Origin of the sequence: Ponticoccus litoralis, assembly GCF_039769985.1 — a bacterium.
Lineage (GTDB): Bacteria > Pseudomonadota > Alphaproteobacteria > Rhodobacterales > Rhodobacteraceae > Ponticoccus > Ponticoccus litoralis.
The window spans coordinates 2,164,889-2,188,757 of the sequence record NZ_JBDNCH010000002.1 but is presented as its reverse complement, the minus strand read 5'-3'; the positions used below and the strand labels follow the sequence as shown (position 1 = coordinate 2,188,757).

General features: G+C 64.9%; 26 protein-coding genes and 8 pseudogenes. 9 read left to right on the top strand and 25 right to left on the bottom strand.

Going from position 1 to position 23,869, the window contains the following annotated elements; genetic code table 11:
- Positions 1-147 precede the first annotated feature (147 nt).
- From ABFB10_RS11825 to ABFB10_RS11755, 15 genes and pseudogenes are all read right to left on the bottom strand, one after another.
- Positions 148-1,356 carry a cytochrome P450 gene (locus ABFB10_RS11825; RefSeq protein WP_347166667.1) on the bottom strand — a complete coding sequence of 403 codons (1,209 nt, stop codon included), beginning with the start codon at positions 1,354-1,356 and terminating at the stop codon, positions 148-150.
- An 85-nt stretch (positions 1,357-1,441) separates the two neighbouring features.
- Positions 1,442-2,227, bottom strand: coding sequence for an MBL fold metallo-hydrolase (locus ABFB10_RS11820; protein WP_347166666.1), 786 nt, complete (start codon positions 2,225-2,227; stop codon positions 1,442-1,444).
- Between the two features lie 575 nt (positions 2,228-2,802).
- Positions 2,803-2,988 (bottom strand): 50S ribosomal protein L30, encoded by a 186-nt coding sequence (gene rpmD, locus ABFB10_RS11815; protein ID WP_023851013.1) that lies wholly within the window; start codon positions 2,986-2,988, stop codon positions 2,803-2,805.
- A gap of 5 nt (positions 2,989-2,993) precedes the next feature.
- A complete protein-coding gene (gene rpsE, locus ABFB10_RS11810) occupies positions 2,994-3,572 on the bottom strand; it encodes a 30S ribosomal protein S5 (RefSeq protein ID WP_023851012.1) in 579 nt (192 codons plus the stop codon).
- A gap of 182 nt (positions 3,573-3,754) precedes the next feature.
- Positions 3,755-4,115 (bottom strand): annotated as a pseudogene (rplR, locus tag ABFB10_RS11805) (50S ribosomal protein L18).
- A gap of 12 nt (positions 4,116-4,127) precedes the next feature.
- Complete coding sequence (rplF, locus tag ABFB10_RS11800; RefSeq protein WP_347166663.1) at positions 4,128-4,661, bottom strand: 50S ribosomal protein L6; 534 nt, start codon at positions 4,659-4,661, stop codon at positions 4,128-4,130.
- A 12-nt stretch (positions 4,662-4,673) separates the two neighbouring features.
- Positions 4,674-5,066, bottom strand: coding sequence for a 30S ribosomal protein S8 (gene rpsH, locus ABFB10_RS11795; protein WP_206565182.1), 393 nt, complete (start codon positions 5,064-5,066; stop codon positions 4,674-4,676).
- A gap of 13 nt (positions 5,067-5,079) precedes the next feature.
- Complete coding sequence (rpsN, locus tag ABFB10_RS11790; RefSeq protein ID WP_023851008.1) at positions 5,080-5,385, bottom strand: 30S ribosomal protein S14; 306 nt, start codon at positions 5,383-5,385, stop codon at positions 5,080-5,082.
- 11 nt (positions 5,386-5,396) lie between these two features.
- Positions 5,397-5,979 (bottom strand): annotated as a pseudogene (gene rplE, locus ABFB10_RS11785) (50S ribosomal protein L5).
- Positions 5,979-6,285 (bottom strand): annotated as a pseudogene (gene rplX / locus ABFB10_RS11780) (50S ribosomal protein L24). Before rplX ends, rplE begins: the two co-directional pseudogenes overlap by 1 nt.
- On the bottom strand, positions 6,285-6,653 hold the full coding sequence (rplN, locus tag ABFB10_RS11775; RefSeq protein ID WP_005854833.1) for a 50S ribosomal protein L14: 369 nt from the start codon (positions 6,651-6,653) through the stop codon (positions 6,285-6,287). Before rplN ends, rplX begins: the two are co-directional and overlap by 1 nt.
- A gap of 96 nt (positions 6,654-6,749) precedes the next feature.
- A complete protein-coding gene (gene rpsQ, locus ABFB10_RS11770) occupies positions 6,750-7,073 on the bottom strand; it encodes a 30S ribosomal protein S17 (RefSeq protein ID WP_347166662.1) in 324 nt (107 codons plus the stop codon).
- A 3-nt stretch (positions 7,074-7,076) separates the two neighbouring features.
- Positions 7,077-7,286, bottom strand: coding sequence for a 50S ribosomal protein L29 (rpmC, locus tag ABFB10_RS11765; RefSeq protein WP_023851003.1), 210 nt, complete (start codon positions 7,284-7,286; stop codon positions 7,077-7,079).
- A 150-nt stretch (positions 7,287-7,436) separates the two neighbouring features.
- Complete coding sequence (locus tag ABFB10_RS11760; RefSeq protein ID WP_347166661.1) at positions 7,437-8,096, bottom strand: hypothetical protein; 660 nt, start codon at positions 8,094-8,096, stop codon at positions 7,437-7,439.
- Between the two features lie 150 nt (positions 8,097-8,246).
- Positions 8,247-8,867: a TIGR02466 family protein gene (locus tag ABFB10_RS11755; protein WP_347166660.1), complete on the bottom strand. Its 621-nt coding sequence runs from the start codon at positions 8,865-8,867 to the stop codon at positions 8,247-8,249.
- A 92-nt stretch (positions 8,868-8,959) separates the two neighbouring features.
- Between ABFB10_RS11755 and ABFB10_RS11750 the strand changes: the two genes are divergently transcribed.
- Positions 8,960-9,727 carry a lysozyme family protein gene (locus ABFB10_RS11750; protein WP_347166659.1) on the top strand — a complete coding sequence of 256 codons (768 nt, stop codon included), beginning with the start codon at positions 8,960-8,962 and terminating at the stop codon, positions 9,725-9,727.
- Positions 9,728-9,978: 251 nt separating this feature from the next.
- On the opposite strand, the gene rplP is transcribed toward ABFB10_RS11750, so the two are convergent.
- From rplP to ABFB10_RS11705, 10 genes and pseudogenes are all read right to left on the bottom strand, one after another.
- Entirely contained in the window at positions 9,979-10,392 is a 414-nt protein-coding gene (gene rplP / locus ABFB10_RS11745) for a 50S ribosomal protein L16 (RefSeq protein ID WP_347166658.1), read from the bottom strand.
- Between the two features lie 5 nt (positions 10,393-10,397).
- Positions 10,398-11,117 (bottom strand): 30S ribosomal protein S3, encoded by a 720-nt coding sequence (gene rpsC / locus ABFB10_RS11740; RefSeq protein ID WP_347166657.1) that lies wholly within the window; start codon positions 11,115-11,117, stop codon positions 10,398-10,400.
- A complete protein-coding gene (gene rplV / locus ABFB10_RS11735) occupies positions 11,117-11,497 on the bottom strand; it encodes a 50S ribosomal protein L22 (protein WP_347166656.1) in 381 nt (126 codons plus the stop codon). The genes rpsC and rplV overlap by 1 nt, the downstream gene beginning before the upstream one ends.
- A gap of 3 nt (positions 11,498-11,500) precedes the next feature.
- On the bottom strand, positions 11,501-11,779 hold the full coding sequence (gene rpsS, locus ABFB10_RS11730; protein ID WP_023850995.1) for a 30S ribosomal protein S19: 279 nt from the start codon (positions 11,777-11,779) through the stop codon (positions 11,501-11,503).
- Positions 11,780-11,782: 3 nt separating this feature from the next.
- Positions 11,783-12,625: a 50S ribosomal protein L2 gene (gene rplB, locus ABFB10_RS11725; protein WP_206565175.1), complete on the bottom strand. Its 843-nt coding sequence runs from the start codon at positions 12,623-12,625 to the stop codon at positions 11,783-11,785.
- Between the two features lie 486 nt (positions 12,626-13,111).
- Complete coding sequence (gene rplL / locus ABFB10_RS11720; RefSeq protein WP_347166655.1) at positions 13,112-13,492, bottom strand: 50S ribosomal protein L7/L12; 381 nt, start codon at positions 13,490-13,492, stop codon at positions 13,112-13,114.
- A 72-nt stretch (positions 13,493-13,564) separates the two neighbouring features.
- A pseudogene (rplJ, locus tag ABFB10_RS11715) lies at positions 13,565-14,084 on the bottom strand (50S ribosomal protein L10).
- Between the two features lie 367 nt (positions 14,085-14,451).
- Positions 14,452-14,910, bottom strand: a complete 459-nt coding sequence (locus tag ABFB10_RS11710) for a lipoprotein N-acyltransferase Lnb domain-containing protein (protein WP_347166654.1) — start codon at positions 14,908-14,910, stop codon at positions 14,452-14,454.
- Positions 14,911-14,924: 14 nt separating this feature from the next.
- Positions 14,925-15,299 (bottom strand): annotated as a pseudogene (locus ABFB10_RS24130) (lipoprotein N-acyltransferase Lnb domain-containing protein); the annotation flags it as partial.
- Positions 15,300-15,511: 212 nt separating this feature from the next.
- A complete protein-coding gene (locus ABFB10_RS11705) occupies positions 15,512-16,312 on the bottom strand; it encodes a glycosyltransferase (protein WP_347166653.1) in 801 nt (266 codons plus the stop codon).
- A 391-nt stretch (positions 16,313-16,703) separates the two neighbouring features.
- Here ABFB10_RS11705 and rpsL point away from each other — a divergent pair.
- From rpsL to ABFB10_RS11665, 8 genes and pseudogenes are all read left to right on the top strand, one after another.
- A pseudogene (rpsL, locus tag ABFB10_RS11700) lies at positions 16,704-17,077 on the top strand (30S ribosomal protein S12).
- A 91-nt stretch (positions 17,078-17,168) separates the two neighbouring features.
- Positions 17,169-17,639 (top strand): 30S ribosomal protein S7, encoded by a 471-nt coding sequence (rpsG, locus tag ABFB10_RS11695; protein WP_023850989.1) that lies wholly within the window; start codon positions 17,169-17,171, stop codon positions 17,637-17,639.
- Between the two features lie 15 nt (positions 17,640-17,654).
- Positions 17,655-19,779: pseudogene (fusA, locus tag ABFB10_RS11690) on the top strand (elongation factor G).
- Between the two features lie 86 nt (positions 19,780-19,865).
- Positions 19,866-21,043 (top strand): annotated as a pseudogene (gene tuf / locus ABFB10_RS11685) (elongation factor Tu).
- Positions 21,044-21,606: 563 nt separating this feature from the next.
- On the top strand, positions 21,607-21,912 hold the full coding sequence (rpsJ, locus tag ABFB10_RS11680) for a 30S ribosomal protein S10 (protein WP_023849092.1): 306 nt from the start codon (positions 21,607-21,609) through the stop codon (positions 21,910-21,912).
- Between the two features lie 9 nt (positions 21,913-21,921).
- Positions 21,922-22,788 carry a 50S ribosomal protein L3 gene (rplC, locus tag ABFB10_RS11675; RefSeq protein ID WP_347166652.1) on the top strand — a complete coding sequence of 289 codons (867 nt, stop codon included), beginning with the start codon at positions 21,922-21,924 and terminating at the stop codon, positions 22,786-22,788.
- The gene (rplD, locus tag ABFB10_RS11670; RefSeq protein ID WP_023849090.1) at positions 22,785-23,402 is read left to right on the top strand and encodes a 50S ribosomal protein L4; all 618 of its coding nucleotides are present in this window, start codon (positions 22,785-22,787) and stop codon (positions 23,400-23,402) included. Before rplC ends, rplD begins: the two co-directional genes overlap by 4 nt.
- On the top strand, positions 23,399-23,695 hold the full coding sequence (locus ABFB10_RS11665) for a 50S ribosomal protein L23 (protein ID WP_023849089.1): 297 nt from the start codon (positions 23,399-23,401) through the stop codon (positions 23,693-23,695). Before rplD ends, ABFB10_RS11665 begins: the two co-directional genes overlap by 4 nt.
- Positions 23,696-23,869: the final 174 nt, after the last annotated feature.

The window sequence follows — 23,869 nt, the reverse complement described above, 5'->3', positions numbered from 1 at the left end:
TCGCAGGAAACACAAAGGGCGCCCCGCAACGGGCGCCCTTTTCTTTGGCCGCTTGGCCGGGGGTGCGGCGGGGTGGCCCCTGCGTACCCGCGCGCACCCCCGCCCGTCTGCGCCAAGAACCCCAAGCACCGCGCTGCGCCCTGCCCCCTATCGCACCGAAATCGGCAGGCTTGCATAGCCCCGGAACCGCGCCAGCGGCACCCGGCTGCGCTCTCCGGTCTGCGCAAGCTTAGGAAAACGCTGCACGAAGCGCCCCAGCGCGATCCGCCCCTCGACCCGCGCCAGCGTCGCGCCTAGGCAGACGTGAATGCCGGTGATGAAGGCGATATGCCGGTTCGGCTTGCGGGTGATGTCCATGCGGTCGGGATCGGGGAAGACCTCGGGGTCGCGGTTCGCCGCCGCAATCGAGGTGTGGATATAGGTGCCCTTGGGGATCACCCCCGAGGCCAGCGCGATATCCTCTCCCGCCAGCCGGTTGCCGATCTGAAGCGGGCTTTCCAGCCGCAGGAATTCCTCGACCGCCGTGTCGATATGGCCGGGCTCCGCCAGCAGCAGCCGGTGCTGATCGGGCCAGTCCAGCAGCAGCCCGATGGCATTGCCCACGAGGCTGGTTGTCGTCTCGTGCCCGGCGTTCAGCAGGAAGATGCAGTTCTGCACCAGTTCCTCCTGCGTCAGGCGCCGCCCCTCATGCTCGCCGAAGATCAGGCTTTCCAGCACCTCGCCCTGATGCGCGCCCTCGGGATTGCGGCGGCGAAAGTCGATCAGGTCGGACAGGATCGCGCCGAACTCCTCCACCGCGCGATTGCCCTCGGTCAGCCGCTCGGGCGGGACGACGGGGTCCAGCGCGCCGAGGATCGCCAACGAATAGCCCCGCAGCTGTGCGCGATGCTCCTCGGGGATGCCCAGCATGAAGGAAATGATCTCGGTCGGCAGCACCTTGGCGAAATCCTCGATCAGGTCGAGCGTCCCCAGATCCTCGACCCGGTCGAGCAGCCGGTCGACGATGCCCGCGATCAGCGGCTCGAACTCGGCCAGCTTGCGCGGCGTGAAGGCGCCCGAGATCAGCCGCCGCACCACCGTGTGATAGGGCGGATCGTTGAAGATCAGCGAGGTCGTGTGATGGGTGTGCAGCGGGCAGCGCCCGAACTTCTCGCCGAAGGCCTCGGTCTTGTCCGACAGCATGTCGCGGCTCTGGTAGACCTTCAGGCAATCGGCGTGGCGCGTCAGGTAAACCGACCCGTCCGCATTGTGAAAGATCGGCTTCTCAGCCCGCAAGCGATGCAACAGCGGATGCGGGTCTTCGATGAATTCCGCGTCGATCCTGTTCAGGTCGAAGCGCGACAGATCCAGCGGCATGGTGATCGTCCTCCCGCCGCCAGAGTGACCCGCGCGCCGGGCGCGGGCAAGAGGCAGGACCACCCTGCCCGCCGGATCAGCGCCGTCAGCCCAGCTCGCCGGGCTTGTACCAGTCGCCCATCTGAACCTGCGCGGCCTCGCCCACCATTTCGGCGAAGGCCGCCGGATCCTGCGTGCCACCGTCGCGGCCCCGGTAGTGGTAGGGATAGACATAGGCCGGCGCGAAGGCCTTGACCGCATCCGCCGCCGCCTCTGCCGTCATGGTGAAGGGCAGGTTCATGCAGACGAAGGCCAGATCGATATCCTGCAGCGCCCGCATCTCCGGGATGTCCTCGGTGTCGCCCGAGACGTAGATCCGGAAACGGTCCATCGTCAGCACATAGCCGTTGTCGCGCCCCTCGGGGTGGAAGGTCTTGCGCTCCTCGGTCGTGTTATAGGCCGGGATCGCATCGATCTGCAGGCCGGTCAGGCTGGCGCTGGCGCCGTTCTCCATCGCCTGCGCATTGGCCTTCAGATCCTCCGACAGCATGTCGAAGACCGCCGGGTTGGTGATCAGCTGCGTGTTTTCGCCCTTCACCGCGGCCAGCACCTCGGCATTGTAGTGGTCGCCGTGCTCATGCGTGATCAGGATCAGGTCGGCGGCAGGCATGCCCTCGTATTCGGACGGATCGCCGACCGGGTCGACGTAGATCACGCCCACCGGCGTGTCCAGCACGATCGAGGCATGGTGCACCGGATGCACCGTCACCGGCCCGGCCCCGGTTTCGAACATGTCGCCGCCATGGGCTGCGGCGCGGGCGCGGAAGGGCAGCACGGTGATCGTGCCGGCAGCGGCGGCAGTGGCCAGAAAGGCCCGTCTGGTCTGTGTCATGACTTCTCTCCCTGTGATGTGATCTGGGCGAGAGCTAGGACAATGCGCCGCCCCGTCCATGCAGGGTGACGGGAATGTCAGGGGCTGAAACGACAAAGGCGCCCGCAAAGGGGCGCCCGCATCGACTGTTGTCGGGGGTTGGCGGCTCAGCCGCGGAACCCGCCCTGGCTGCGCAGGTAGTCCGTCCAGCAAGGGACCGGCTCTGCCTTGAGACGCGCGGCAATGGCAAGAAAGATCGCTTTCATGGCTCTGCTCCGTTGGCGATAAACACTGCGCACCGGATACGCTGCACCGCAGCAAAGCACAAAGACCGTTTCCGCAGCCCCGCCATGCGCGCGCCGCATGGATTTGCGACCGATTCGGGACCAGCCCGCCGGAACGCCCCGGCGCCCGCCCCCCTCCTCTTCTCTGGTCTTCCAAATACCCTCGGGGGGAGGCCGCAGGCCGGGGGGCAGAGCCCCCGCACCGCCCGCCCGAAGCGGCACAGGGCCGGTCCGGCAGTGGGCGCGCCCGAACGCAAAAAGGCCCCGGAGCATCGCCCGGGGCCTTTTCCAAAGCTCTTAGAGGATCCGGCCTCAGCCGCGCTCTTCGACGATCTCGACGAGGTGCGGGATCTTGCGGATCATGCCGCGCACGGAGGGCGTGTCTTCCAGCTCGCGCACGCGGTGCATCTTGTTCAGGCCAAGCCCGATCAGCGTCTTGCGCTGGATTTCCGGGCGGCGGATCGGAGAACCGATCTGTTTGACGACGATGGTTGCCATGTGGATCAAGCCTCCTCAGCGACCTGGGTGGATTCCGCCGGGGCGTCTTCACGCTTGGGCAGGATATCCGCGACCTTCTTGCCACGACGCTGGGCGACGTTGCGCGGGGACTGCTCTTTCGAGAGACCTTCCAGCGTGGCACGGATCATGTTGTAGGGGTTCTGCGAGCCGGTCGACTTGGCGACGACGTCGTGCACACCCAGCATCTCGAAGACGGCACGCATCGGACCACCGGCGATGATACCGGTACCCTGAGGCGCGGTCCGCATCACGACGCGGCCGGCACCGTGACGGCCGGTGATGTCGTGGTGCAGGGTGCGGCCTTCTTTCAGCGGCACGCGCATCATCTTGCGCTTGGCCTGCTCGGTCGCCTTGCGGATGGCCTCGGGGACCTCCTTGGCCTTGCCCTTGCCGAAGCCGACGCGGCCCTTCTGGTCGCCGACCACGACGAGCGCGGCGAAACCGAAGCGCTTACCGCCCTTGACGGTCTTGGACACACGGTTGATCGCGACAAGACGATCTGCGAATTCCGGCGTTTCGTCGCGGTCGCGACGGTTGCCCCGGCGGTTATCACGTTCTGCCATTCAGGCTTTCCTTTTCCTTGGGTCCAAGAACCCGTTGTTCCCAATCCTGGTGATGCGCCAGGCGCGTCCCGGATCATCGAGGCCCGAGGGCCTGCAGGGGTGGTGGGCCGAAACCCACCCTGCCCCGGAATCGCGACCCCGGGACAAAGCGGCAGGGTGGGTCTTGCGACCCACCCCGACCATCAGATCTTCAGGCCTGCTTCGCGGGCCGCGTCGGCCGAGGGCCTTGACGCGACCGTGGAAGAGGAAACCGCCGCGGTCGAAGTAAGCTTCTTCCACACCGGCTGCCTTGGCACGCTCGGCAATCGCCGCGCCGACCTTTGCGACCGCCTCGACGTTGTTCTTGCCGACCACGCCCAGCGACGGCTCGAGCGACGAAGCCGAAGCCAGCGTCTTGCCCGCGATGTCGTCGATGAGCTGCACCGAGATGTTCTTGTTCGAACGGTGAACGGAAAGGCGCACGCGACCCGCGTTGACTTCCCGCAGCTTGTTCCGGACGCGCAGGCGGCGCTTCTGGAACAGTTGGAGTTTACTGTTAGCCATATCCCTGCGTCCTTACTTCTTCTTGCCTTCCTTCTGGAAGATGTACTCGCCCTTGTAGCGGATACCCTTCCCCTTGTACGGCTCGGGACGGCGCCAGTCGCGGATGTTCGCCGCAACCTGACCGACCTGCTGGGCATCGTGACCCTCGACGACGATTTCCGTCGGCTTCGGGCACACAACGGTGATGCCCTGCGGGATCTCGAAGTCCACGTCGTGCGAGTAGCCGAGGTTCAGCTTCAGGGTGTTGCCCTGAACCTGAGCGCGGTAACCCACACCCTGGATTTCCAGCTCTTTCTTGAAGGTGTTCTGCACACCGTGCACCAGGTTGGACACGACGGTGCGGGACATACCCCACTGCTGACGGGCGCGCTTGGAATTGCCGCGCGGCGTCACGGTGATCACGTTGTCGTTGACCGCAAGGGTCACGTCATCGGTCGCCGTGAAGGTCTGGGTGCCTTTCGGCCCCTTCACTTCGATGGTCTGGCCCTTCACCTCTGCCGAGACGCCCGAGGGCAGTTCGACGGGCTTCTTACCAATACGAGACATTGTCAGGCCTCCTTAGAATACGGTGCAAAGCACTTCGCCGCCGACGTTGGCTGCGCGTGCGTTTGCGTCCGACATCACACCCTTGGGGGTGGAGACAATCGACACGCCCAGGCCGTTGCGGACCGAGGGGATGTCACTGACGCCCATGTAGACGCGGCGACCGGGCTTGGAGACCCGCTTGAGCTCGCGAATGACGGGGGCGCCGTCGAAGTACTTCAGGCTGATCTCGAAGGCCGGGTGGCCGTTCTCGTCCGTGGTGGACTCGTAGCCGCGGATGTAGCCTTCGTCCGCCAGCACGTCGAGAACCCAGCCACGCAGCTTGGAGGCCGGCGTGTTGGTGACCGACTTGCCGCGCATGCCTGCGTTGCGGATACGGGTGAGCATATCGCCGATAGGATCGTTCATATCTTACCCTCCCTTACCAGCTGGATTTCACGACGCCGGGGAGCTTGCCGTTCGAGCCAAGCTCGCGCAGCATGATCCGGCTGATCTTCAGCTTGCGGTAGTACGCATGCGGACGACCCGTCAGCTGGCAGCGGTTGTGCAGCCGCGACGGAGCGGAGTTACGGGGCAGTTTCGCAAGCTTCAGACGCGCCTTGAAGCGCTCTTCCATCGGCTTGGATTCGTCGTTTGCGATTTCTTTCAGCTCGGCCCGCTTGGCGGCGTATTTCTCCACCAGGCGCTCCCGCTTCTTCTCGCGTTCGATCATGGATTTCTTGGCCATGTCTTGTCCTCTTACGCCTTGATGAACGGCATGTTGAAGTGCTTCAACAGCGCCTTGGCCTGGTCGTCGGCGGAATGCTCGCCGAACTGCTGGGCCGTGGTGGTCACGATGATGTCCATGCCCCAGACCTCGTCGACCTTGTCGAACTCGATCTCGGGGAACACGATGTGCTCTTTCAGGCCCATGGCAAAGTTGCCACGACCGTCGAAAGAGGGCTTCACACCGCGGAAGTCACGGATGCGGGGCATCGCGATGGTCACCAGACGGTCGAGGAATTCGTACATGCGCACGTCACGAAGGGTGACCTTCGCGCCGATGATCATGCCCTCACGCAGACGGAAGGGCGCGTGCGATTTCTTCGCCTTGGTGCCCACCGCCAGCTGGCCGGCGATCTTGGTCAGGTCCTCGACGGTACGACTTGGCCTTCTTGGAGTCGCGCACCGCCTCTGCACCGCAGCCGATGTTCAGGACGATCTTGTCCAGACGCGGGATCTGCATGTCGTTGGTGTAGCCGAACTCTTCCTTCATCGCGGCCTTGATGGTCTCGCGGTAGGTGGACTTCAGGCGCGGGGTGTAATTTGCAGCGTCAAGCATCAGATCACGTCTCCCGTGGTCTTGGCGAAGCGGACCTTCTTGCCGTCTTCCTCGCGGAAGCCAACGCGGGTCGCCTTGCCGTTGCCATCGACGATGGCGAGGTTCGACAGGTCGATCGGCAGGGCCTTGGGCACACGGCCGCCACTGGGCGGTCTGGCTTTGGCGGGTGTGGCGGATGGCAACGTTCACGCCGTCGACGACGGCCTTGCCGGCCTTGGGGTCGACAGAGGTGATCTCACCGGTCTTGCCCTTGTCCTTGCCGGTCAGAACGACGACCTTGTCACCCTTGCGGAGCTTGGCAGCCATTACAGCACCTCCGGAGCAAGCGAAATGATCTTCATGAAGTTCTTCGCGCGCAGTTCACGCACCACCGGCCCGAAGATACGGGTGCCGACAGGCTCGCCCGAGTTGTTCAGGATGACGGCAGCGTTGCGGTCAAAGCGGATGGACGTGCCGTCTTCGCGGCGGACTTCCTTGGCGGTGCGCACGACGACGGCCTTGCGGACGTCACCCTTCTTCACGCGACCACGCGGAATTGCCTCCTTCACCGACACCACGATGATGTCGCCGACAGAGGCATAACGGCGGTGCGAACCGCCCAGAACCTTGATGCACTGAACCTTCCGGGCTCCGGAATTGTCAGCAACATCCAGATTTGTCTGCATCTGGATCATGGATTTTCTCCCGACGTCCCGGACCGCTCTGCAGAGAACATTGGTCCGGGGGTTTCGAATAGGTTCGGGGCCGCGTGAACGGCCCCGACACTGCCCTTAGTGGGCGGCTTCTGCTTCGTGTGCGGCTTCTTCGATCTTCTGGGCTTCGGCGGCAGCCTCGGCGCGCAGCTTCTCGTGTTCTGCCTTCATCTCTTCGGTCATGACTTCCCAGCGCTTGGTCTTCGACTTCGGCGCGCACTCACGGATGAGGACGTTGTCGCCGACGTTGAAGATCTCGCCTTCGTCATGGGCGCGGTACTTCTTGGACTTCTTGATCGTCTTCTGAAGAACCGGGTGCTTGAAGCGGCGGACAACCTGGACCGTCACGGTCTGGGCGTTGGCGGTGGAGGTCACGGTGCCTGCAAGGATACGCTTGGGCATTGCTTATGCCTCCGTCTTGGCCGCGTCGGCGGCTTTCTGGTTCAGGACGGTCTTCACCCGCGCGACGTCGCGGCGGACCTGGCGCATGCGCGCGGTGTTTTCCAGCTGGCTCGTGGCCGCCTGGAAGCGGAGGTTGAAAGCCTCCTTCTTGAGCTCGACAAGCTGATCCCGGAGCTGGTCCGGGGTCTTGTCACGGAGTTCCTGGGCGTTCATGCGCCTCTCCTTTGTTGCAACATCACCGGAAGGCCCCCGTCTGCCTAGGCGTGCAGGGTCACCCTGATTCCGGTGGAGTCCGTGGATGAGCGGCCCCTATAGGCCCTTATCGCCAACAGGGCAAGGGAAACTTGACGTGCCGCCGGGCGCCTAGGCGTCGAAACGCGAGCGCCGCAGCCGGGCAAGATGGCCGTCGCGGATGGCAAGCGGATGCACGACACCCAATTGCGCCGGGATCTCAGGCAGTTCGAGGATCCGCGCGATGGCGAAGCGGTGATTGCCGCCGCCGCTGCGCAGGCAGGTGCCGTCGCGGGCCAGGTGCACGAAGGTCGCGCCGTGTTCGCGCCGGTAATAGGCATCGGGCAACTCGTGCATCCGCAAGAGGCGCCCGCGCTGCCGGGTTTCGGAGAAGATGCGGTCAAGACGGCTGTAGCGCTCCTTGACCTCCTCGACGCTGCGGCAGCCGTCCGGCGCCTCGCCGCGCTCCAGTTTCGCCATGAGGTCGCGGAAAACCGGGGTTTCCTCCCAGTCGGCACCCTCGACCCAATGCATGTGGCAGCTGGTGAACTTGAAGCCTTCCTGCACCGGGCTTCTGTTGAGATCCCAGTCACCGTCCAGAACCAGACCGCTGGAATGGCGTCGCAGCTTGGGCCCGCCCGGCCAGAAGAACCCCTCGGTGCCCCGCACCGGGTCGGGAAAGACCGCCATGTCCGACAACGGCCCCTCGGCCCCGAACCGCAGTCGGTTCAGCAGGTCGCGCAGGAACTTGCGCGGCTGCTGCGCCTCGATGGCGCGGACCAGATCCTGCAAGATGCCTCCGGGCAAGGCGCCATGGGTTATCGCGGCCACTGTCACACATCCCTCACTGAAGTGACATGAAACAGTTACATCGGACCGCGCGCCGGGCAAATCAAGAGAAGAATAGGCAACCTCCCGGAAAAGTGCCCTGCCGGGCGGGGCCTACTCCCACTTGTAGTTGAAGCTGACCGAGATACGCTCTTGCTCGGACATGTTCATCGGCACCTCGTGGCGCAGCCACGACTCCCACAGCAGCACCTCGCCCACTGCCGGTTTCTCGTAGATGAAGCTCCGCAGCTCTTCCCGCGCGCCCTTGCGCCGGGTCGGCGCCCCCATCATGAAGCCCAGCCGCGGGTCCTCCAGCTTCAGCGCCGAAGCGCCCTCGGGCATGGCGACATAGGTCGTCCCCGAGATCACCGAATGCGGATGCAGGTGCAGACCGTGGCTACCGCCCTCGGGCAGGATGTTGATCCACAGGTCTTCCAGTTGCAGCGCCTTGTCGCCCAGGTCGAATTCCAGGTCCTCGGCAAAGGCGGCGACATGGGCATCCAGCGCCGTCTTCAGATCGGCGAAGATCGGAAAGCGCCGGGGCAGGTCCGCCAGCGAGGCATAGGAGGTGTAGCCCGGAAAGCCCTCGGCCTCGCACCAGTCCTGCCCGGCCTCGTCGTCCTCGGCGATGGACAGGCAGGCGGCCTCCAGCTCGGCGGCATCGACGGCAGGCGCGTGTTCGGACAGGGCAGCGCGGTAAAGACGGGTGGCAAAGAGCGAGCGGATCGCGGGCATGACGGAACTCCGTGGATCAATCTGGTTCGAGGCAATGGAATCCTAACCTCTCGCCGTCAAGGTCGCCGCACAGAATGAGAGGCCAGAGCAGAATGTTCTCCAGACCGTTTCCCGGCGCCGCCGCCGGACCCTCCGCCATGGCCATGGCGATCCCTGCCCTCCTGTGCGCCCTGCTCGCGCCCCCGCCCGCCTCGGCGCAGTCGCTCTTTCCCGGCAGTGCCGACAGCCGGCGCGCGGCCCTCCTGCCCGCGCCCTCCGGGGAGGGTGGCCAGCCCCGCACCGCCAGCCTCTTTACCGGCACCGGGGCAGGCAGCCTCTTTGCCCCCCTGCCCGCCCCCGCCATCACCGCCCGCCCCACCGATCCGGCGATCCTGCCGGGCACAGGCGCGGCGGACCGCCTGCGCCACCTGATTGCCGAGGCAGAGGCCGGGCGCGCGGGCTACGACGCGGTCAACCACGGCGCCCGGATCCAGCCGCCGCGCCGCCCTTCGACCATGACCATCGGCGAGATCTACGACTGGATCGCCGCCACCCCGGGCCAGCCCCATGCCATCGGGCGCTACCAGTTCATCCCCGCGACGCTGCGCCGCCTGATCCGGGCGCAGGGCCTCGACCCGGGCGCGGTCTTCTCGCCCGCCCTGCAGGACCGCCTTGCCGACCAGCTGCTCGCCGAGGCCGGCCTCGGGTCATTCCAACGCGGAGAAATGACGCGCCGCACCTTCATGAAGCGCCTCGCCCGGATCTGGGCCGGCCTGCCCCTGCCCTCGGGCAAATCCTACTACCAGGGTGTTGCGGGCAACAAGGCCACCATGAGCTGGGCGCGGTTCGAAGCGGCCATGGCGCAAATCTTCCCGGGCTGACCCACGCGCCGGGGGCCCCCGAAACCACCCCCTGCTTCTTCTTGGTCCAAATACCTGAAGCCCGGGCGCCCCCGGCGTCCCGGTTGACCCGGCCCCCCCGCCGGTCGTCGTCCCGGTGGCAGGCCGCAAGGGCGCCGCCGGCCCGGCTCGCCCGGTCCCGGTGCACGGCAGCGGACAAAGCAAAACCCCCGGGCCATTGCTGACCCGGGGGTTTCCTGTTCCGTCGGGTGGGTCATAGAACCACCGTCCGTTTACCAGTCCTCGCGGAGGACGACGCGGGTCTTGATCGGCAGCTTCATGGCGGCCAGACGCAGCGCCTCGCGGGCCACCTCTTCACCGACGCCGTCGATCTCGAACATCACGCGACCCGGCTTGACCTTGCAGGCCCAGCGATCGACCGAGCCCTTGCCCTTACCCATACGAACCTCGATCGGCTTGGCGCTGACCGGGGTGTCCGGGAAGATGCGGATCCAGACGCGACCCTGACGCTTCATGTGACGCGTCATGGCACGGCGGGCTGCCTCGATCTGGCGGGCGGTGACCCGCTCGGGCTCGAGCGCCTTCAGACCGTAGGTACCGAAGTTCAGGTCAGAGCCGCCCTTGGCCTCACCCTTGATCCGGCCCTTGAACATCTTGCGGAATTTTGTGCGCTTAGGTTGAAGCACGACGCTTACCTCCGATCATCGCGACGGCCACCGGCGCCACGCGGGGCCGGGCCGTCCTGGATTTCCTGCGACTTGCGGTCACGCGCCTGCGGGTCGTGGTCCATGATCTCGCCTTTGAAGATCCAGACCTTGATCCCGATGATGCCGTAGGGCGTGGTCGCCTCGACATTCGCGTAATCGATGTCGGCACGCAGGGTGTGCAGCGGCACGCGGCCTTCGCGGTACCATTCGGTCCGTGCGATCTCTGCACCGCCGAGACGGCCCGCGACGTTCACCCGGATACCCAGGGCCCCCATGCGCATGGCGTTCTGCACGGCCCGCTTCATCGCGCGACGGAAGGACACGCGGCGCTCCAGCTGCTGGGCGATGCTTTCGCCAACCAGCTGCGCGTCGAGTTCCGGCTTCCGCACTTCGACGATGTTCAGGTGCAGTTCGCTGTCGGTCATGCGAGCCAGCTTCTTGCGAAGCACCTCGATGTCCGCGCCCTTCTTGCCGATGATCACGCCCGGACGCGCGGTGTGAATGGTCACACGGCACTTCTTGTGGGGGCGTTCGATGATCACGCGGGCGATGCCGGCCTGCTTGCACTCTTCATGGATGAAGTCGCGGATCTTGAGATCCTCGAGAAGCAGGTTGCCGTAGTCCTTGGTGTCTGCGTACCAGCGCGAGTCCCAGGTGCGGTTCACCTGAAGACGCATGCCGATCGGATTGGTCTTGTTACCCATCAGGCCTGCTCCTCGACTTGACGCACTTTGATCGTGATTTCCGAGAACGGCTTGTTGATGCGGCCAAAGCGGCCACGTGCCCGGGGACGCCCGCGCTTCATCACAAGGTTCTTGCCCACGTAGGCCTCGGCGACGACCAGTTCATCGACGTCCAGACCGTGGTTGTTCTCGGCGTTCGCGATGGCGGACTGCAGGCACTTCTTGACGTCGATGGCGATCCGCTTCTTCGAGAAGGTCAGGTCCGTGAGGGCCTTTTCCACCTTCTTGCCACGGATCAGCGCAGCGACGAGGTTCAGTTTCTGCGGGCTGGTGCGCAGCATGCGCAGCTTTGCCATCGCCTCGTTGTCCGCCACGCGGCGGGGATTCTTATCCTTGCCCATGGCTTACTTCCTCTTGGCTTTCTTGTCGGCTGCGTGACCGTAATAGGTGCGCGTCGGCGAGTATTCACCGAACTTCTGGCCGATCATGTCCTCGGTCACGTTGACCGGGACGTGCTTCTGGCCGTTGTAGACGCCAAACGTCAGGCCCACGAACTGGGGCAGGATCGTCGAGCGGCGCGACCAGATCTTGATGACTTCGTTTTTGCCCGACTCGCGCGACTTCTCGGCCTTCTTCAGGACGTAAGCGTCGACGAACGGACCTTTCCAAACAGAGCGTGACATAGATCAGCGACCCTTCTTCTTGGCATGGCGCGAACGGACGATAAGCCGCGAGGACGCCTTGTTGGGGTTGCGGGTGCGCTTGCCCTTGGTCGGCTTGCCCCAGGGCGTCACCGGGTGACGACCACCGGAGGTCCGGCCTTCACCACCACCGTGCGGGTGGTCGATCGGGTTCATGACGACGCCGCGGACGGAGGGACGCTTGCCCATGTGGCGGACGCGACCGGCTTTGCCGAGGTTCTGGTTCGAGTTGTCGGGGTTCGAGACCGCGCCAACCGTGGCCAGGCACTCCTGACGGACCATGCGCAGTTCGCCCGAAGACAGGCGGATCTGGGCGTAACCGCCGTCACGGCCGACGAACTGGGCATAGGTGCCCGCGGCGCGTGCGATCTGGCCACCCTTGCCGGGCTTCAGCTCGATGTTGTGGACGATCGTACCGATGGGCATGCGCGAGAACGGCTTGGTGTTGCCCGGCTTGATGTCCGCGCTCTCGGACGAGACGATCTTGTCGCCGACGCCAAGACGCTGGGGTGCGAGGATATAGGCCTGCTCGCCGTCGTCATACTGGATGAGGGCGATGAAGGCGGTGCGGTTGGGGTCGTATTCGATCCGAACGACGATGCCGTTCACGTCGAACTTGTTCCGCTTGAAATCGACGATGCGATACAGACGCTTTGCGCCACCACCGCGGCGGCGTGCCGTGATACGTCCGGTGTTGTTCCGGCCACCCTTCTTCGTCAGACCCTCGGTGAGGGCCTTGACGGGGCGTCCTTTGTACAGCTCCGAACGGTCGATCAGCACCAGCCCGCGCTGGCCCGGCGTCGTCGGCTTGTACGACTTGAGTGCCATGCTTTCTGTCTTCCGTAAGCTTCCGGCGGGTTTCCCCGCCTGTGTGTGGGGCCATGCGGCCCGGGGTATAGGCCCCCGAAGGTGCCCGGTTAGATCGCCCGCAGACAAAAGCGAAGCCCCGGACGAATCCGGGGCCGCTGCGGATGGGCTCTGTTACGGGAGGTTGGGCAAAGGGTCAAGGGAACAAATCCCAAGCCAGCCTGGCGCCGCCTGTGGCGCGCGCGATCTCGCCCTGTGACAGGCCGCCGAAGAGCCCGGCTGTGAGGCAGGGCTTGCCTGTGCGGCGCGCGTGGCCGGTTCGGACGGGTGGGCAAACTGGCCATTCACGCGGGACAGCGCCCCGGCCGGCTCTCCGACCAGAGGCCCGGCCGCCGCCCCCCCCACCCCGAAAACCCGGGGGCCGCATCCACGAAAAAGAGGCGCCCCGGTTTCCCGGGACGCCCCTCGAAAGTCCTTCCACCGGCCCGGAACGGGCCGAAAGCGGAATTACTTGAGTTCGATTTCGGCGCCAGCCTCTTCGAGCTTCTTCTTGATTTCCTCGGCTTCGTCCTTGGAAACGCCTTCCTTGACAGCCTTGCCGCCGGCCTCGACCAGCTCTTTGGCTTCTTTCAGGCCCAGGCCGGTGATGCCGCGGACTTCCTTGATGACGTTGATCTTCTTGTCGCCAGCGGACTTCAGGATCACGTCGAACTCGGTCTTCTCTTCCTCGGCTGCGGCTTCGCCGCCACCTGCGGGGCCAGCCATCATGACGGCGCCACCGGCTGCGGGCTCGATGCCGTACTCGTCCTTGAGGATGGTTTTCAGTTCCTGGGCTTCCGGGAGGGTCAGGCCAACGATTTGTTCAGCCAGTGCTTTGAGATCAGCCATTTTGATGCTCTTTCCGGTTTGGTTATGGGTTCCAACGTCAGGGAGAACTCCCCACGCGGATCAAAAGGTTGCTTACGCCGCCTCTGCCTTTTCCTCGATCGTGGAAAGGATGGAAGCGATGTTCGAAGCAGGCGCGCCAATGGCACCGGCGATGTTGGAGGCGGGTGCGCCGATGCAGCCGACGATGGAAGCAATAAGCTCATCGCGCGACGGCATTTTCGACACGGCCTCGACACCGGCACGGTCCAGAGTGGTGCCGCCCATTGCGCCACCAAGGATTTCCAACTTCTTGTTGTCCTTGGCGAAGTCTTCGATGACCTTGGCCGCTGCGACCGGGTCTTCGGAGAAGGTCAGCACCGTCATGCCGTCCAGATACTGCGAGATCCCCTCGGCGGGGGTCCCTTGGACGGCAATCTTGGCGAGCTTGTTCTTGGCGACACGGACCACGGCTTCGCCCGAACGGGCACGTACCGCGAAGGTCCGTCATTTCTGCAACCGTGAGACCCTCGTAGCGGGCAACCACCACGACGCCAGAGCTTTCGAAGATCTGGCCGAGTTCCTCGACCACTTTCTCTTTCTGGGCTCTATCCACAGTTTCACTCCAAGTAGTGGAGGGCGGACCCTCCGGCTCGTTTTGGCCGGGGTTGGACCCCGACCGCAATAAGTCCGAATGAAGGGTCGACGCATCCTGTGGCACCCATGCGCGTGGCCGGGGTGACTGAAGATGTCTCTTCCCGTCTCGGGCAGGACTTAGTGCCTTGCGGCAGCCCACCGTCTCGGACGAATGCAGGGGACGACGAATCGCCCGGTTCCTGCGAGTGGCTTCTTTAGCAGGATTCGCAGGGATGTGAAGGGGGGACCGCGGGCACCATGCGTGGATGCCCAAGACACCACCCCGGACGCGGGCCGCCGCCCCCCCCTGCCCCGGGTGTCGCACCCGGGACCGAGGCGGGCCGGGATCAGCGGGCGGCCAGACGCTGCCGCAGGGCGCGCGAGAAGGCGACCGGATCGGCGATGCCGTAAAGCTCGCGGATCAGCGGCGAGATCAGCGCGCCCTCCTCGACCTCGGCAAAGGCACGGTCGGTCGGAATGAAGCCCTGTTCGTAGAGGAAGGCCGCCGAGAAGCCGGGCAGCACCCAGGCCTTGTCGAGAGGCACCGCCTTCGGGTCGATCCGGTTGACCGTCCGCGCCAGCACGTTGGTGCAGTTCGAGAAGAGCGTATTGTACCAGCGCGGCTCTGCCTGCAGCTCTGCCGTCTCGTCGAGCATGGCGCGCAGCACGGCCTTCTGATGCTCCAGCGGGATGGTGAGCGGATAGAGGTAGAGGCGGTCGTCGGCCATGAACTCGGAATTGCCGTACATGTCGCGTTCGGTGGTCCAGACGAACATGTATTCGAAGATCGGCAGGACGGCGGCCACGGGGCGGAATAGGCCTCTCCGACCTCGCGGCGCGCCTCGATCGAGGCGACATAGGCGGAGCCGTCCTCGAAGGCGAAGGTCAGCATGGTGTGGGCGATGGCCTCCACCGCGCCGAAGGGTTCGACGAGGAAATAGGCCTGCGTCAGGCTGTCGGGATCGATGTCGCGGGCGATCCAGGCCTCGCGGGTGGGGGTGCCGTCCTCTGCATAGTCCCAGTCGCGGATATTGCTCAGGGTATAAAGGCCGTCCTGCCGCGCGACCTCGGGCAAGTGGGCGTGGTCGGCACGCCAGTTGCGGTCGTGCGAGGGGGTGTGAAGCTGCCAGTTCACCCAGAGCCCGGCGGGCAGGAAGACGATCAGCGCGAGGAGAAAAAGGAGAACACGTTTCATGCCGGTGGATTAGCGCCGGATTGTCGCGATAGGAAGGCTTTCCGGCGGCGCCTTTCGCGTCGGCAGCCTGGCGGCCTGCCGGAACGGGGAAGACGCGCGGGCCTGGCGCCCGTGGCCGGTGTTGCCCTCAGGTATTTTTTCCAAAGAGAAACAGGGGCGGCGCCCCCTTGGCGGCGCGGGATGCCCCGTGGAAAGCGGGCGCGGCGCGCCCGTCAGGCGAAGACCCGGCGGATGTGATCCGCGTCGATGGCGAAGCGGCTGCGGAACAGCGCCTCTCCGGCGGCGTCGAGGCGCGGCAGGGAGACGGGTTTGACGTGTTTCTTCTGGCGCGAGTCGTTGTGGTCGTTGTGGCCGCGCACATACATGGCGGTATCGGTGAAGGTCACGGTGGGCATGAACTGGTTGATCCTGGCGTGGCCGAAGTTCATGATCGTCTGCCGGGCGCCGGGCTGCACGGCCATGGCCTGCGCGACACCCCAGTAGGGGGTCACGCATTCCTCGGCGTGGATGCCCTGCGCGTCGGGGCGACCGATGTAGCCGCGGTTCCAGTCGAAACCGACGAGGCGGTGCCCGGCGGTCAGGGCGGCACAGTCCCGGGCGGCGGCGCGCAGGGTGGCCACGAAATCCACCGCCACCGCATCGTCGTCGTCATGGCGGAATTGCAGGCAGGGCTGGCCCATGTCGCGGGCGGCATTGATGACCTCCTGGCAGACCTGGCGGTGCGGGCCGGGGGTCCGGGGCACCACGACGGCTTGCGGGAAGCCCTCGACCAGCGCCAGCAGGCGTTGCATCCAGCGGTCGGGCATGGCCGCGCCCACGAGGATGAGGAAGGTAAAGTCGCCGTCCGTCTGGGCGCGCAGGCCGGGCAGGCAGAGGGTCTCGAAGTGGCGGAAGCGTTCCTCCATCCGTTCGGGCGCATAGAGGTAGGCCATGCGCGCCGCGACAGAGCTGTGTTCCACCTGAAAGCCGCCCTCGGCCGGATAGGAGAAGCGGCAGAAGCCGATGACGTGCATGGGTGCCCTCTGGTCTTGTCCCGGGCGAGAGTGGCAGCGGTCCGGTAGCCTGTCCAGAGCCTGCCGAGCGCCGTCGGGGGCCTTGTTGACAAGACGGGCGACTCTGCGTATACGCCGCACAAATCCGTCACGCCCCGCATAGCCGGGCGTGTCTGGTCTTTGCAGATATGGACTACCGCAAGGTCCGGGCAACTAAGCCCCGACCCTCTGGTACGCCCCCGCGTCGACGCCTTCGGTACAGGGTCGGATGCGGACCTATTGTCGTTTGTGCGCTTCGCGCGCGGACGTACGCGAACCGGCCCGTCAGGGTGCCAAGCGGCATCCGGGTCAGACCTGAACCGCCGGGCTTCATCCCCGGCAACACCGCAAGAAGCACGGGGATACCCATTCCATGCCCACGATCCAGCAGCTGATCCGCAAGCCGCGGCAGCCCAAAGTCAAGCGCTCGAAGTCCCAGCACCTCGAGCAGTGCCCGCAGAAGCGCGGCGTCTGCACCCGCGTCTATACCACGACCCCGAAGAAGCCGAACTCGGCCATGCGGAAAGTCGCCAAGGTGCGTCTGACCAACGGTTACGAGGTGATCAGCTACATCCCCGGTGAAAGCCACAACCTTCAGGAGCACTCTGTGGTTCTGATCCGCGGCAATGCCGGGTGAAAGACCTTCCCGGTGTGCGTTACCACATCCTGCGCGGTGTTCTGGATACCCAGGGCGTCAAGGACCGCAAGCAGCGCCGTTCGAAGTACGGCGCCAAGCGTCCCAAGTGATCACCCGGGTGCGTGACAGCCGCGCACCCGTCCCGGATACCGTTAGGGTGCGGGCCCGTCCCGCACCGCCGTTGAGAAGAGAGACAGTCCTATGTCCCGTCGTCACGCCGCAGAGAAGCGCGAAGTCCTGCCCGACGCCAAGTATGGCGATATCGTGCTGACCAAATTCATGAACAACCTGATGTACCACGGCAAGAAATCCGCCGCTGAGCGCATCGTCTACAACGCGCTCGACCGCGTCGAAGCCAAGGTCAAGCGCGCGCCCGTGGAAATCTTCCACGAGGCCCTGGACAACATCAAGCCGTCGGTCGAGGTCCGCTCGCGCCGCGTCGGTGGTGCCACCTACCAGGTGCCCGTCGAAGTCCGCCCGGAGCGCCGCGAGGCGCTGGCGATCCGCTGGCTGATCACCGCGTCCCGCGCACGCAACGAAAACACCATGGAAGAGCGTCTGGCCGGTGAGCTGATCGATGCCGTCCAGTCCCGTGGTGCCGCTGTGAAGAAGCGCGAAGACACCCACAAGATGGCCGACGCCAACAAGGCGTTCAGCCACTACCGCTGGTAACAGGAGCCCACCCACATGGCACGCGAATATCCGCTGCAGCGCTACCGCAACTTCGGGATCATGGCGCATATCGACGCCGGCAAGACCACGATGACCGAGCGCATCCTGTTCTACACCGGCAAGAACCACAAGATGGGCGAGACCCACGAAGGCGCCTCCACCATGGACTGGATGGAGCAGGAAGCCGAGCGCGGGATCACCATCACCTCGGCGGCGACGACGACCTTCTGGCAGCGCCAGATCGACCCGACCGCCGACGGCACCTCCGAGACCAAGACCCGCTTCAACATCATCGACACCCCCGGACACGTCGACTTCACCATCGAGGTGGAACGGTCCCCGGCGGTTCTCGACGGTGCCGTTGCGCTGCTCGACGGCAACGCCGGCGTGGAGCCGCAGACCGAGACGGTCTGGCGTCAGGCCGACCGTTACAAGGTGCCGCGTCTGGTCTTCGTCAACAAGATGGACAAGATCGGCGCCGACTTCTTCAACTGCGTGCGCATGGTCAAAGAGCGTACCGGCGGCACCCCGCTGCCGATCGCGCTGCCGATCGGGGCCGAGGACAAGCTGGAAGGCATCGTCGACCTGATCACCATGGAAGAATGGGTCTGGATCGGTGAAGACCTGGGCGCCTCCTGGGAGCGCCGCCCTATCCGTGACGATCTTCAGGATCTCGCCAACGAATGGCGCGACAACATGATCGAGCTTGCCGTCGAGCAGGACGACGAGGCCATGGAAGCCTACCTGGAAGGCGAGATGCCCGACGAGGCGACCCTGCGCAAGCTTATCCGCAAGGGTACGCTGTCGCTGTCCTTCTTCCCGATGCTGGCCGGTTCGGCGTTCAAGAACAAGGGCGTGCAGCCGCTGCTCAACGCCGTTGTCGACTTCCTGCCCGGTCCGCTGGACGTGCCGACGCTTATGGGCTTCTCGCCCGACGACGAAAGCGAAGAGCGCAACATTGCCCGCCCGGCAAGCGACGAAGAGCCCTTCTCGGCCACGGCGTTCAAGATCATGAACGACCCCTTTGTCGGCTCGCTGACCTTCACCCGGATCTATTCCGGCGTGTTGTCCAAGGGTGACGGCATGCTGAACTCGACCAAGGGCAAGCGCGAGCGTGTCGGTCGGATGATGCTCATGCACGCCGTGGATCGTGAAGAGATCGAAGAGGCCTTTGCGGGCGACATCATCGCGCTGGCGGGTCTGAAGGACACCACCACCGGTGACACGCTCTGCGATCCCAAGGCCCCGGTGGTTCTGGAAACCATGACCTTCCCGGATCCGGTGATCGAGATCGCGGTCGAGCCCAAGACCAAGGGCGACCGAGGAAAAGATGTCCCGGGGTCTGGCCCGTCTGGCTGCCGAAGACCCCTCCTTCCGCGTGGAAACCGACCTGGAATCGGGTCAGACCATCATGAAGGGCATGGGCGAACTTCACCTCGACATCCTCGTCGACCGCCTGAAGCGCGAGTTCAAGGTCGAGGCCAACATCGGTGCCCCGCAGGTGGCCTATCGCGAGACCATCGGTCACGAGGTCGAGCACACCTACACCCACAAGAAGCAGTCGGGTGGTTCGGGTCAGTTCGCCGAGGTCAAGCTGGTCATCACCCCGACAGAGCCGGGCGAAGGCTATTCGTTCGAATCGAAGATCGTCGGCGGCGCGGTGCCGAAGGAATACATCCCGGGTGTCGAAAAGGGCATCAAGTCGGTCATGGACTCCGGTCCGCTGGCAGGCTTCCCGGTGATCGACTTCAAGGTCGCCCTGATCGACGGTAAGTTCCACGACGTGGACTCCTCGGTTCTGGCCTTCGAAATCGCCGCCCGCATGTGCATGCGCGAAGGCCTTCGCAAGGCCGGCGCCAAGCTGCTGGAACCGATGATGAAGGTCGAGGTCGTGACGCCGGAAGAATACACCGGTGGCATCATCGGCGACCTGACCTCGCGTCGGGGTCAGGTGTCGGGGCAGGAACCGCGCGGCGTCGCCGTTGCGATCAACGCCTTCGTGCCGCTGGCCAACATGTTCGGCTACATCAACACCCTGCGTTCGATGTCCTCGGGCCGTGCGAACTTCACCATGCAGTTCGCTCATTACGACCCGGTGCCGCAGAACATCTCGGACGAGATCCAGGCCAAATTCGCATAACCGGGGCGGCGGGGTGAACCCCGCCCTACCCACCACCGTAGGCCGGGCTTCAGCCCGGCACCCGAAACAAAAAGGGAGCCTATACAATGGCAAAGGCAAAGTTTGAACGCGGCAAGCCGCACTGCAACATCGGCACGATCGGTCACGTCGACCACGGCAAGACGACGCTGACGGCGGCGATCACGAAGTACTTCGGCGACTTCCGCGCCTACGACCAGATCGACGGCGCGCCCGAAGAGAAGGCCCGCGGTATCACGATCTCGACCGCACACGTCGAGTACGAGACCGAGAACCGTCACTACGCGCACGTCGACTGCCCCGGCCACGCCGACTACGTGAAGAACATGATCACCGGTGCCGCCCAGATGGACGGCGCGATCCTGGTGGTGAACGCGGCTGACGGCCCGATGCCGCAGACCCGCGAGCACATCCTGCTGGGCCGCCAGGTGGGTATCCCCGCCATGGTCGTGTTCATGAACAAGGTTGACCAGGTCGACGACGAAGAGCTGCTCGAGCTCGTCGAGATGGAAATCCGCGAACTGCTCTCCGCCTACGACTTCCCGGGCGACGACATTCCGATCATCGCGGGCTCCGCTCTGGCGGCGATGGAAGGCCGTGATCCGGAAATCGGCGAGAACAAGATCCGCGAACTGATGGCGGCCAGTGGACGAGTACATCCCGCAGCCGGCACGCGCGATCGACCAGCCCTTCCTGATGCCGATCGAAGACGTCTTCTCGATCTCCGGTACGTGGTACGGTTGTGACCGGTCGTGTCGAGCGTGGCGTGATCAACGTCGGCGACGAAATCGAGATCGTGGGCATCCGCGACACCTCGAAGACCACCTGCACCGGCGTCGAGATGTTCCGCAAGCTGCTGGACCGCGGTGAAGCGGGCGACAACATCGGCGCGCTGCTGCGCGGTGTCGACCGTGAGGGCGTCGAGCGCGGCGAGGTTCTCTGCAAGCCGGGTTCGGTGAAGCCGCACACGAAGTTCGAGTGCGAGGTCTACATCCTGACCAAGGAAGAGGGTGGCCGTCACACGCCGTTCTTCAAGAACTACCGTCCGCAGTTCTACTTCCGCACCACCGACGTGACCGGCACGGTCGAGCTGCCCGAGGGCACCGAGATGGTGATGCCGGGCGACAACCTGAAGTTCAACGTCGAGCTGATCGCCCCCATCGCGATGGAAGACGGCCTGCGCTTCGCCATCCGCGAAGGTGGCCGCACCGTCGGTTCGGGCGTTGTGTCCAAGATCGTCGAGTAATTCGCTTCGCGAATTGCTCGCGTGGGCGGCAGGGTATTCGCGTCATCAGACGCGAATGTCCCGAGAGCCCACCCGGTCGAGTTCAAGGAAAGGGCGCCCCACGGGGCGCCCTTTCTGCTTGGTGGCAATGGGAAGTTCACAGCCCCGGCTCCAACCCGCGCAGTCCGGGGCCAGGCCGCCCCTCCCCTGCTAGAGACCTGTCTTCGACGAGACGGGCCGCCCCCGGGCTGGCCAATTCCGCTGCTGCCAGTGCGACTTGGCTTGCATTCTACTGGATTGACGGGGATATAGAGCGTCCCGAGGCCGGTCGCCGCGCTCCACGGCGCATGCCAGAACGCCCCGGCCAGAAGGGTCCATCGCTCGCTCACCAGCGAGAAAAGCGGCACAGTCACGGCCTTTCCCCCACCACGACACTTGCCCCACGCCCTCAAACCGCCTATACGCCCGCAACGGCCCATGGGTCGGGAAGGGCGGGGTGATTCTCCGCCCTTTAAGGTTCGACGAGGGGTTCCGAATGAGCGGCGCTCCTCCTCTCAACCTCAATGCCAAGACAGGACTGTTCGATGAACCAGAACATCCGTATCCGGCTGAAGGCGTTCGATTACCGCGTGCTCGACGCAAGCACCCAGGAAATCGTGAACACCGCAAAGCGCACCGGCGCCACCGTCCGTGGTCCGATCCCGCTGCCGAACAAGATCGAGAAATACACCGTTCTGCGTGGTCCCCACGTGAACAAGAAGTCGCGCGACCAGTTCGAGATCCGTACGCACAAGCGTCTGCTCGACATCGTCGACCCGACCCCGCAGACCGTTGACGCCCTGATGAAGCTCGACCTCGCCGCCGGCGTGGACGTCGAGATCAAGGTTTAAGGGGGTCCCATGCGTACTGGTATCATCGCCAAGAAAATCGGCATGACCCGTCTGTTCATGGAAGACGGCAAGCAGATCCCGGTGACCGTGCTGCAACTGGATAACCTCCAGATCGTTGCACAGCGCACCGAAGAAGCCCATGGCTACACCGCCGTCCAGCTGGGCGCCGGCACCGCCAAGGCCAAGCGCACCTCGCAGGCCATGCGCGGCCACTTCGCCAAGGCGAACGTGGAACCCAAGCGCAAGGTCGCCGAGTTCCGCGTCTCTGCCGACAACCTGATCGAAGTGGGCGAGGAAATCATCGCCGACCATTACTTCGAAGGTCAGTTCGTCGACGTGGCGGGCACGACCATCGGTAAGGGTTTTGCGGGTGCCATGAAGCGGCACAACTTCGGCGGTCTGCGCGCCACGCACGGCGTGTCGATCAGCCACCGTTCGCACGGCTCCACCGGTCAGTGTCAGGACCCCGGCAAGGTGTTCAAGGGCAAGAAGATGGCTGGCCACATGGGCGCCGTCCGCGTGACCACGCAGAACCTGCAGGTCGTCAAGACCGACAGCGACCGCGGCCTGATCATGATCAAGGGCGCCGTTCCCGGCCCCAAGGGTTCCTGGGTGACCGTCAAGGACGCCGTCAAGAAGCCGGTTCCCGAGAACGTGATCCTGCCCGCCGCTCTCATGAGCGCCAAGCGTGAAGCCATGAAGGCCGCCGAGGAAGCCGCGGCAGCCGCCGCAGCCGAAGCCGAGGCCGAAGCCAAGCGTCTGGCCGAAGAGCAGGCCGCCGCAGAGGCAGCCGCGCTGAAGGACGCCGAGCAGTCGATCGAGGCCGACAAGGCTGAAGACGGTGCCGAGCCCGAGAAGAAGGAAGGCGACGAATGAAACTCGACGTGATCAAACTGGACGGCGGCAACGCCGGGTCGGTCGAGCTGGACGAGGCCCTGTTCGGGCTGGATCCGCGCGCCGACATCCTGCACCGCGTGGTGCGCTGGCAGCGCAACAAGGCGCAGGCTGGCACCCACAAGGTCAAGACCCGCTCGGAAGTGTCCTACTCGACCAAGAAGATCTATCGCCAGAAGGGCACGGGCGGCGCACGCCACGGCTCGCGCAAGGCGCCGATCTTCCGCAAGGGTGGCATCTACAAGGGTCCGACCCCGCGCAGCCACGCCCATGACCTGCCCAAGAAGGTGCGTCGTCTGGGCCTGATGCACGCGCTCTCTGCCAAGGCGAAAGCCGGCAACCTGGTGATCCTGGATGCGCTGGACAGCGACGGCAAGACCGCCGCACTGGCCAAGCAGATCTCTTCGCTGGGCTGGAAGCGCGCGCTGATCATCGACGGCGCAGAGCTGAACGAAGGCTTCGTCAAGGCCGCCGCGAACATCGACGGTCTGGACGTGCTGCCCTCGATCGGCGCCAACGTCTATGACATCCTCAAGCGTGACACCCTGGTGATCACGAAGGCGGGTGTCGAAGCACTGGAGGCTCGACTGAAATGAGCGCGAAGGCAGAACACTACGACGTGATCCGCAAGCCGATCATCACCGAGAAATCCACCATGGCCTCCGAGGCCGGCGCGGTGGTCTTCGAAGTGGCGATCGACGCGGCGAAACCGCAGATCAAGGAAGCGGTCGAAGCGCTGTTCAGCGTCAAGGTGAAGGCGGTCAACACCACCATCACCAAGGGCAAGAACAAGCGGTTCCGTGGCATCAAGGGCACCCGCAAGGATGTCAAGAAAGCCTACGTCACGCTGGAAGAAGGCAACACGATCGACGTCTCGACCGGGTTGTAAGCGGACGGTGGGCCCCCGGGTCCACCCCACCCCGCACAGATCAAGAAGGCCCCTGCAGCGATGCGGGGGCCTTTTCCGTTTGGCCACCATCCGCGCAGGCACGCGGCCCGGAAAACGACGCGCCGGGTCGCAAGAGCGCGTGACTTGGCCCGCGCCCCGTGCCTAAAGACAAGG

What these genes read in the sequence shown, in the direction of transcription:
- ABFB10_RS11825 (WP_347166667.1), bottom strand. Translation starts at nt 1,356, where the DNA reads ATGCCGCTGGATCTGTCGCGCTTCGACCTGAACAGGATCGACGCGGAA.
- ABFB10_RS11820 (WP_347166666.1), bottom strand. Translation starts at nt 2,227, where the DNA reads ATGACACAGACCAGACGGGCCTTTCTGGCCACTGCCGCCGCTGCCGGC.
- rpmD (WP_023851013.1), bottom strand. Translation starts at nt 2,988, where the DNA reads ATGGCAACCATCGTCGTCAAACAGATCGGTTCTCCGATCCGCCGCCCG.
- rpsE (WP_023851012.1), bottom strand. Translation starts at nt 3,572, where the DNA reads ATGGCAGAACGTGATAACCGCCGGGGCAACCGTCGCGACCGCGACGAA.
- rplF (WP_347166663.1), bottom strand. Translation starts at nt 4,661, where the DNA reads ATGTCTCGTATTGGTAAGAAGCCCGTCGAACTGCCCTCGGGCGTCTCG.
- rpsH (WP_206565182.1), bottom strand. Translation starts at nt 5,066, where the DNA reads ATGAACGATCCTATCGGCGATATGCTCACCCGTATCCGCAACGCAGGC.
- rpsN (WP_023851008.1), bottom strand. Translation starts at nt 5,385, where the DNA reads ATGGCCAAGAAATCCATGATCGAACGCGAGAAGAAGCGGGAGCGCCTG.
- rplN (WP_005854833.1), bottom strand. Translation starts at nt 6,653, where the DNA reads ATGATCCAGATGCAGACAAATCTGGATGTTGCTGACAATTCCGGAGCC.
- rpsQ (WP_347166662.1), bottom strand. Translation starts at nt 7,073, where the DNA reads ATGCCCAAGCGTATCCTTGCAGGCACCGTGACCTCCACCGCCAACGCC.
- rpmC (WP_023851003.1), bottom strand. Translation starts at nt 7,286, where the DNA reads ATGAACGCCCAGGAACTCCGTGACAAGACCCCGGACCAGCTCCGGGAT.
- ABFB10_RS11755 (WP_347166660.1), bottom strand. Translation starts at nt 8,867, where the DNA reads ATGCCCGCGATCCGCTCGCTCTTTGCCACCCGTCTTTACCGCGCTGCC.
- ABFB10_RS11750 (WP_347166659.1), top strand. Translation starts at nt 8,960, where the DNA reads ATGTTCTCCAGACCGTTTCCCGGCGCCGCCGCCGGACCCTCCGCCATG.
- rpsC (WP_347166657.1), bottom strand. Translation starts at nt 11,117, where the DNA reads ATGGGTAACAAGACCAATCCGATCGGCATGCGTCTTCAGGTGAACCGC.
- rplV (WP_347166656.1), bottom strand. Translation starts at nt 11,497, where the DNA reads ATGGGCAAGGATAAGAATCCCCGCCGCGTGGCGGACAACGAGGCGATG.
- rpsS (WP_023850995.1), bottom strand. Translation starts at nt 11,779, where the DNA reads ATGTCACGCTCTGTTTGGAAAGGTCCGTTCGTCGACGCTTACGTCCTG.
- rplB (WP_206565175.1), bottom strand. Translation starts at nt 12,625, where the DNA reads ATGGCACTCAAGTCGTACAAGCCGACGACGCCGGGCCAGCGCGGGCTG.
- rplL (WP_347166655.1), bottom strand. Translation starts at nt 13,492, where the DNA reads ATGGCTGATCTCAAAGCACTGGCTGAACAAATCGTTGGCCTGACCCTC.
- ABFB10_RS11705 (WP_347166653.1), bottom strand. Translation starts at nt 16,312, where the DNA reads ATGCACGTCATCGGCTTCTGCCGCTTCTCCTATCCGGCCGAGGGCGGC.
- rpsG (WP_023850989.1), top strand. Translation starts at nt 17,169, where the DNA reads ATGTCCCGTCGTCACGCCGCAGAGAAGCGCGAAGTCCTGCCCGACGCC.
- rpsJ (WP_023849092.1), top strand. Translation starts at nt 21,607, where the DNA reads ATGAACCAGAACATCCGTATCCGGCTGAAGGCGTTCGATTACCGCGTG.
- rplC (WP_347166652.1), top strand. Translation starts at nt 21,922, where the DNA reads ATGCGTACTGGTATCATCGCCAAGAAAATCGGCATGACCCGTCTGTTC.
- rplD (WP_023849090.1), top strand. Translation starts at nt 22,785, where the DNA reads ATGAAACTCGACGTGATCAAACTGGACGGCGGCAACGCCGGGTCGGTC.
- ABFB10_RS11665 (WP_023849089.1), top strand. Translation starts at nt 23,399, where the DNA reads ATGAGCGCGAAGGCAGAACACTACGACGTGATCCGCAAGCCGATCATC.